Raw genomic sequence first — 5,922 nt, forward strand, 5'->3', positions numbered from 1 at the left:
AGCTCGGCATCGACGACTTCGTCGCCAATGTCCTGCCGGAAGGAAAGTCGGATGCGGTGGCGGCGTTGCGGGGCGAGGACCGCACGGTCGCCATGGTCGGCGACGGCGTCAACGACGCCCCTGCCCTCGCGGCAGCGGATGTCGGCATCGCCATGTCGACCGGCACTGACGTCGCCATGCACGCAGCGGGCATCACGCTGATGCGGGGCGATCCACGCCTGGTGGCGGACGCGATCGACATCTCGAAGCGGACCTATGCCAAGATCCGCCAGGGCCTGTTCTGGGCATTCATCTACAATCTGGTCGGCATTCCGCTGGCAGCGTTCGGCTATCTGAGCCCGGTGATCGCAGGCGGGGCGATGGCGCTGTCGAGCGTCAGCGTCGTCGCCAATGCTCTGACGCTTCGTCGCTGGCGCCCAACCGCGGCTTGAGGAGGCGACACGTGAACATAGGACAGGCAGCCAAAGCGTCGGGCGTCAGCCAGCGGATGATCCGCCATTATGAGGCGATCGGCCTCATGCCCAAGGCCGCGGGGCGCGATTCCGGCTACCGGGACTATGACGAACGCGAGGTGCACATGCTGCGCTTCATCCGGCGCGCACGCGATCTCGACTTCCCCGTTCCCCAAATCAGCGAGCTGCTCGGCCTCTGGCACGACGGCGACCGCGCCAGCGGCGATGTCAACGCGCTCGCGCGAGCCGCGGAGATGGAGCGCAAGGGGCGCCAACTTCGCGTGATGCGCGAGTCGGTTGAAGAGCTAGCCCGCCGTTGTGCAGGCGGAGAACGTCCCGACTGCCCCACTCTCGACGATCTGGCGACCAGCAGCTTCTGAAGATACTAATGGCGACGCCGAGCCCAGACTAAGTGCCGAGCTGGAGGCGAGATGCCGTCGGTTCCTCCCAAACGCGTCTCGACCACCTGCGAGTCGGCACGAACAACCGCTCAGTCCCGCACGTGGTACCCTTCTTTCGCCGCCACTCAAAAACAGCACGGCCTCGCCCGCGGGCAGGCCTGCTCTAGCTGGCAGGTTGCGCCTGCTACGCGCGGCAGGGCCAGCCGGAGGGCTGACGTCGTGTTCGATCCGCGCCTGCACTGGACCGGCTCACGGGCGCCGGTCCCCATCAAAAGGCCAAATGGTTTATCCCGCCATGCATGAAGGTTCCGCCGAGGAAACCCTGGACCGAGATCGCGAGCGTCATCAAGCCAAGCACCACCCAGTACAACGTCCGGGACCGCTCCGGCTCCTTGCGGTGGCGCGCTGCCATCCAAGCTAGCGCGACGCCGAAGATCGCGATCAATGTCCCGAGCCAGCGATGCGTCATCAGGATAGGGTTGCGGTCGGTCAGGTAGAAGCCGCCCGCGAACCAGCCCAGGAATGCCGCCACGATCGCTCCCAGCGCGCCGACGATCAGCATTATGTGTGCGACATGCTGATAGTCGCGATTGCGTCGCCACAACCCGAACAGCTCCACCCCGAACGCACCGATGAACAGGGCGATAGGAAAGTGGATGACCATCGTGTGCAGCCGGCCTAGCCAGCTCACGAGGCGCTGTCCGAAACTCTTATTCTTGTTGGCGCCCTCCTCGTGCATACCGCCCATGTCCATGTCGTCGCCGGCGATGTCGCGGCCACCCATGTTCATGTCCACGGTCGACATAGAGCCCATGCCCATGTGGCCGTCGCCAGCGTCTGCCCCATCCGCTTTCTGCGTGGCGGCCGCGCTGTCAGAGGCTACCCCGGGACCGGCCCCAAGCGCATCGTGATCTTCGTGCGCAGATGCCGCCGTGCTGACTGACATCGCAACCGCAAGAAGGATAGCGAAGGCTCCGCCTATTTTAACGCCCATCACCCGTCCCCTTGATCTGTGTTGTTTCAATCCGGTTTACGCACGCCCCGCCTTCTCCCCTCACCCGCCCAGCTTCCTTTGTGAATCTTTCCATCTGCTCTTCAGCACGAGCTGGACGCCACAGCTACGCTGGCTGCGGCGACCGCGTCATGCTACCCTAGCCCAAGAACACCCGTGGTCAGCTGCCGTGGCGGGCGAACAGGCGGCGCCCGCCGGGACCAAAGGCAATCACATCATAGGCCTGCGCCTTGACGCCCGGCACTTCCATCCCCGGCGAGCCGAGCGGCATGCCACCGACCGCGAGGCCTCGCACGCCCTTGGGCCGAGTCGCCAGAGCCCGCTTCATGTCGGCGATCGGTACGTGGCCCTCGAAAGCCATACCGTCGGCGATTGCGGTGTGGCAGGACGAGACGTCCGCGGGAACCCCTGCGCGTTTTTGCAGCGCCGGGCGGTTGGCATCATCGACAACGCGCACCTGGCGCCCAAGCTGCCGCTGCACCTGCGCCGCCCACTTCGCGCAACAGCCGCAGCCGGGGTCGCGGTGCATGATGATCGGAGTGGCCGCGCTGGCGGCAACCGGAACCAGCAAGGCTGCGGCAGTAAACGCGGATCGCAAAGCTGTCTTCATGGGAAAACTCCTTGGTCGAACCTCCCGCCGTCGACGGTTGGCGGGAGGTTCGAGGGTTATTACTGCGCAGGCTTGCCCATCGACCGGAGCATCGCCTGGAGTTCACCGATGCTCTTGTTCTGCTCGGCAATCGACTTCTGAGCCATCTGCCGGGTCTTCGCATCGGGCGACTCCCGGAGAACGATCTGCGACATGGCGACCGCACCGCGGTGATGCTCGATCATCTTGCGGGTCCAGGTTTCGCTCGCATTGGCGCCCTTTGCCTTCATCATCTTTTGCTGCATCGCCATCTCGGCGGGCATGAAGGGCGTCTTCATGCCGGGCATGTTGTCGTGGTTCATGCCCTGCATTTTCGAGTGGTCCATGCCCTGCATCTGCGCCTGGGCCAAAGCGGGGCTCGCCGTCATCGCGGCCAAGACCAGAACGGCTATTGTTTTAAACATCGACTTCTCCTTGTTGGAACTTTGTCAACGCAACAAAACCCGATCGGCTTCAAACCGTGTGCGAATGCTCAGAACGACGGTTCGTTGAAGCTGCCCCCCTAGCCTTCGGCGCGTACGAAGGGAGCCATGTCCCCGAAGACGCGAGCAGCGTCGCGGCGCTCGTAGCGAAGAAGAGCTCAGAACCACATGCGGATGCCCGCAACGATGCTGCGTGAGGTGGGCTTGTCGCCCTCCGCCCTGACGTAGCGGGCGGTGTCGCCAAATCGACGATCCCACGATACGCCGATATAGGGGGCAAACTCGCGCCGGATCTCATAGCGGAGCCTCAATCCCAGCTCGGCATTGGACAGGCCCGATCCGATGCGGTTTTCCGGCACGTCCTGGGCCGCAAAATTAAGCTCGGCGCGCGGTTGGAGGATCAGTCGCTGGGTAACGCGCTGGTCGTAATATCCCTCCAGTCGCCCAAGCACGTCGCCTTTGTTCGACAGGAACAGGGCGCCCTCTAACTCGAAGAAGCCTGGCGCCAGCCCCTCAAAGCCGATGGTCGCATAGGTGCGTTTCGGGGAAGGCCCCAGGTCCTGGCGCACGCCCGCTTGCAGATTGAAATACGGGCCGATCGCTCGGCTATAGAGCGCCTGCACCTCGGCGCTCTCGAGGCCCTTGCGAAACGCTCCTTCGCCTTCGCTTTTGACGAACAGCCGGTTGATGTCTCCGCCAAACCACGCTTCGCCATCCCAGCGATAGCCGTCCCGGCCGTTGCGGAACTGATACTCGGCCACGTTCAACAAAAACTGGCTGAAGTTTTGACCGCCGTGCTGCCTAAGATGATGACGGCCCATCGCCATCTGGTCTGCGCCATAAACGCCGTCTGCCGCATGGTCGGTCGGGATGGGCGGGGGCGGTCCGTTTCCGGCAGGAAGCGCAGTGCCGGTCTGCTGTACCCCCTCCATCGCCATGCCTGGCATCCCGGCCATGCCGGGCATTGCCTGCATGTCGTGGCCGCTGCTCTGGTCGGCCGGCATATTCATGCCCGGCATTGCCGAGTGATCCATACCCTGCATGGGCTGCTGAGCGCCCTGAGCGGGCGTCTGGCCGGTTTCGGGCATCTGCATCCCCGGCATCGATTGAATATCTTGCTGGGAGCCCTGCGGGGCTTTTTGGTCCATGCCGGGCATAGTCGAATGATCCATGCCCGACATGGTCCCGTGATCCATACCCGTCATATCGGCCGTTGGCGCGGTACCGCGCTTCGCCACTGGAACCGCTTTCTTCCTCGGGGTTGCTGTGCGCGTCGTCGCCTTCGCCTTTGTGGCTGCCTTCCCCTTCGCTGCAGGTCTGGCCGCAGGCTTCTTCTTGGCCGGCATCGGCATCGTCATGCCCGGCATGTTCATGCCCTGCATCGACTGAGCTGCAACGGGAGCGGCCATGCCGAGCATCGTGGTGGCGGCAAGCGCCGGGATCAGCCGGTTCATGCTGCCGCTCCCTCTAGTGGCCGGACAGTGACAACACGCATCATGCCCGCGGTCATGTGGTAGAGATTATGGCAATGGAACGCCCAGTCGCCGGCCGCATCGGTGGTCACGTCGAACGTCACCTTGCCGCCGGGCGCCACATTCACGGTGTGCTTGCGCGGCGCGTGGTCGCCGTGGCCCGTCACCAGCTCGAAGAAGTGGCCGTGGAGATGGATGGGGTGCGGCATCATCGTGTCATTGATCAAGGTAACACGCGCGCGCTCGTCCTTGCGGAACGGGATGGGGTCGGCGGGGTCACTCAGCTTCTGGCCGTCGAAGCCCCACATGTAACGTTCCATGTTCCCGGTTAGATGGAGCTCGAATTGCCGCGCCGGGGCACGAACATCCGGGTTACGATCCAGCGCGACAAGGTCGCGATAGGTGAGCACACGATGATCTGTGTCCTCCAGCCCCTGTGGAGGCTCGCCCGTGCGGTCCTTGGGCATTGGCGAGATGGTCTGTACTCCGGGGCCCATCTTCACGCCGGGCGCGTTCTTCGGGTCGCGCATGTTCATGCTCATGCCGCCCCCGCCAGAATCCATTCCGGCCATGCCGCCAGCCTGGCCCGAGCCACCCTGCATGGCGCTATGGTCCATCCCGGCCATGCCAGCGCTGCCCGCGGCCATCTGACTATGATCCATGCCGGGCATCCCGGGCATGGCGGCGGCGCCCATCTGGCTGTGGTCCATGCCCGCCATACCGGACATGCTCGCCATCGCGGCGCCCACCGCGACTGTCCCGTGATCGGTCGGTCCTTTCCAGCCGGTCAGCTTCCATAAGTTACGAGAGGCATTTTGCATGACCGTTGGGTCCAGGCCGCGCTTCTTAACCGGATCCTCATCTGCCATGCCGGACATGCCCTGCATCCCGCCCATGCTCCCCATGTCCATGCCCATATCGGTCATGGTCAGCAGCGTGCGCGGACGCAGCGGGGGCACGGGGGCTATCATGCCCTCACGTGGGGCAAGCGTCGCGCGACCCATGCCCGAACGGTCGATCGCCTCCGAAACGAAGCTGTAGGCCCGGTCCTCGGGTGTAACGATCACGTCGAACGTCTCTGCGACGCCGATCTGGAACTCGTCCACCTTGACCGGACGGACGTTTTGCCCGTCGGCCTGCACGACGGTCATTGGCAGGTCGGGAATACGCACGTTGAAGTTGGTCTGCGCTGCGGCATTGACGATGCGCAACCGAACCCGCTCGCCCGGCCGGAAGAGACCCGTCCAGTTATCGTAAGGGCCAAAGCCATTGACGAGGAAGGTGTAGGTGGACCCCGTGACATCCGCAATGTCAGCCGGGTCCATGCGCATCTTACCCCAGTCCATCCGATCCTTGAGGGGCATTTCACGCCCGGCGAGCAGCCCACTCAGCGTCGGACGCTGGTAGTTGAAATAGGCGCCGCCCATCTGCTTGAGCTTGCGGAAGATCTCCTCGCCCGTCATCTGGCTATGGTCGGAGAGCACGATCACATGCTCGCGGTCGAACGCGACCGG

The 5,922-nt window shown here is 64.1% G+C and carries 7 protein-coding genes; 2 read left to right on the forward strand and 5 right to left on the reverse strand.

Translation table 11 applies throughout. The features are described 5' to 3' along the window. Nucleotides 1–431: HAD-IC family P-type ATPase (locus ACEK02_RS20315; protein WP_371423372.1), on the forward strand; the 431-nt coding region annotated here is incomplete at its 5' end. Nucleotides 432–442: 11 nt separating this feature from the next. Further along, complete coding sequence (locus tag ACEK02_RS20320; protein ID WP_371423373.1) at nt 443–832, forward strand: MerR family transcriptional regulator; 390 nt, start codon at nt 443–445, stop codon at nt 830–832. 289 nt (nt 833–1,121) lie between these two features. Here the strand turns inward: ACEK02_RS20320 and ACEK02_RS20325 are convergent, their stop codons facing one another. The 5 genes from ACEK02_RS20325 to ACEK02_RS20345 all read right to left on the reverse strand — a co-directional run. Then, complete coding sequence (locus ACEK02_RS20325) at nt 1,122–1,847, reverse strand: DUF2231 domain-containing protein (protein WP_371423374.1); 726 nt, start codon at nt 1,845–1,847, stop codon at nt 1,122–1,124. Nucleotides 1,848–2,025: 178 nt separating this feature from the next. Next, nucleotides 2,026–2,475 (reverse strand): DUF411 domain-containing protein, encoded by a 450-nt coding sequence (locus tag ACEK02_RS20330; RefSeq protein ID WP_371423375.1) that lies wholly within the window; start codon nt 2,473–2,475, stop codon nt 2,026–2,028. A gap of 59 nt (nt 2,476–2,534) precedes the next feature. Further along, nucleotides 2,535–2,918 (reverse strand): DUF305 domain-containing protein, encoded by a 384-nt coding sequence (locus ACEK02_RS20335; RefSeq protein ID WP_371423376.1) that lies wholly within the window; start codon nt 2,916–2,918, stop codon nt 2,535–2,537. 176 nt (nt 2,919–3,094) lie between these two features. Beyond that, entirely contained in the window at nt 3,095–4,390 is a 1,296-nt protein-coding gene (locus ACEK02_RS20340) for a copper resistance protein B (protein ID WP_371423377.1), read from the reverse strand. Further along, nucleotides 4,387–5,922 (reverse strand): multicopper oxidase domain-containing protein (locus ACEK02_RS20345; protein WP_371423378.1); only part of this gene is annotated, 1,536 nt, incomplete at its 5' end. The genes ACEK02_RS20340 and ACEK02_RS20345, both read right to left, overlap by 4 nt.

The organism is Tardiphaga sp. (genome assembly GCF_041424195.1).
Lineage (GTDB): Bacteria > Pseudomonadota > Alphaproteobacteria > Rhizobiales > Xanthobacteraceae > Tardiphaga.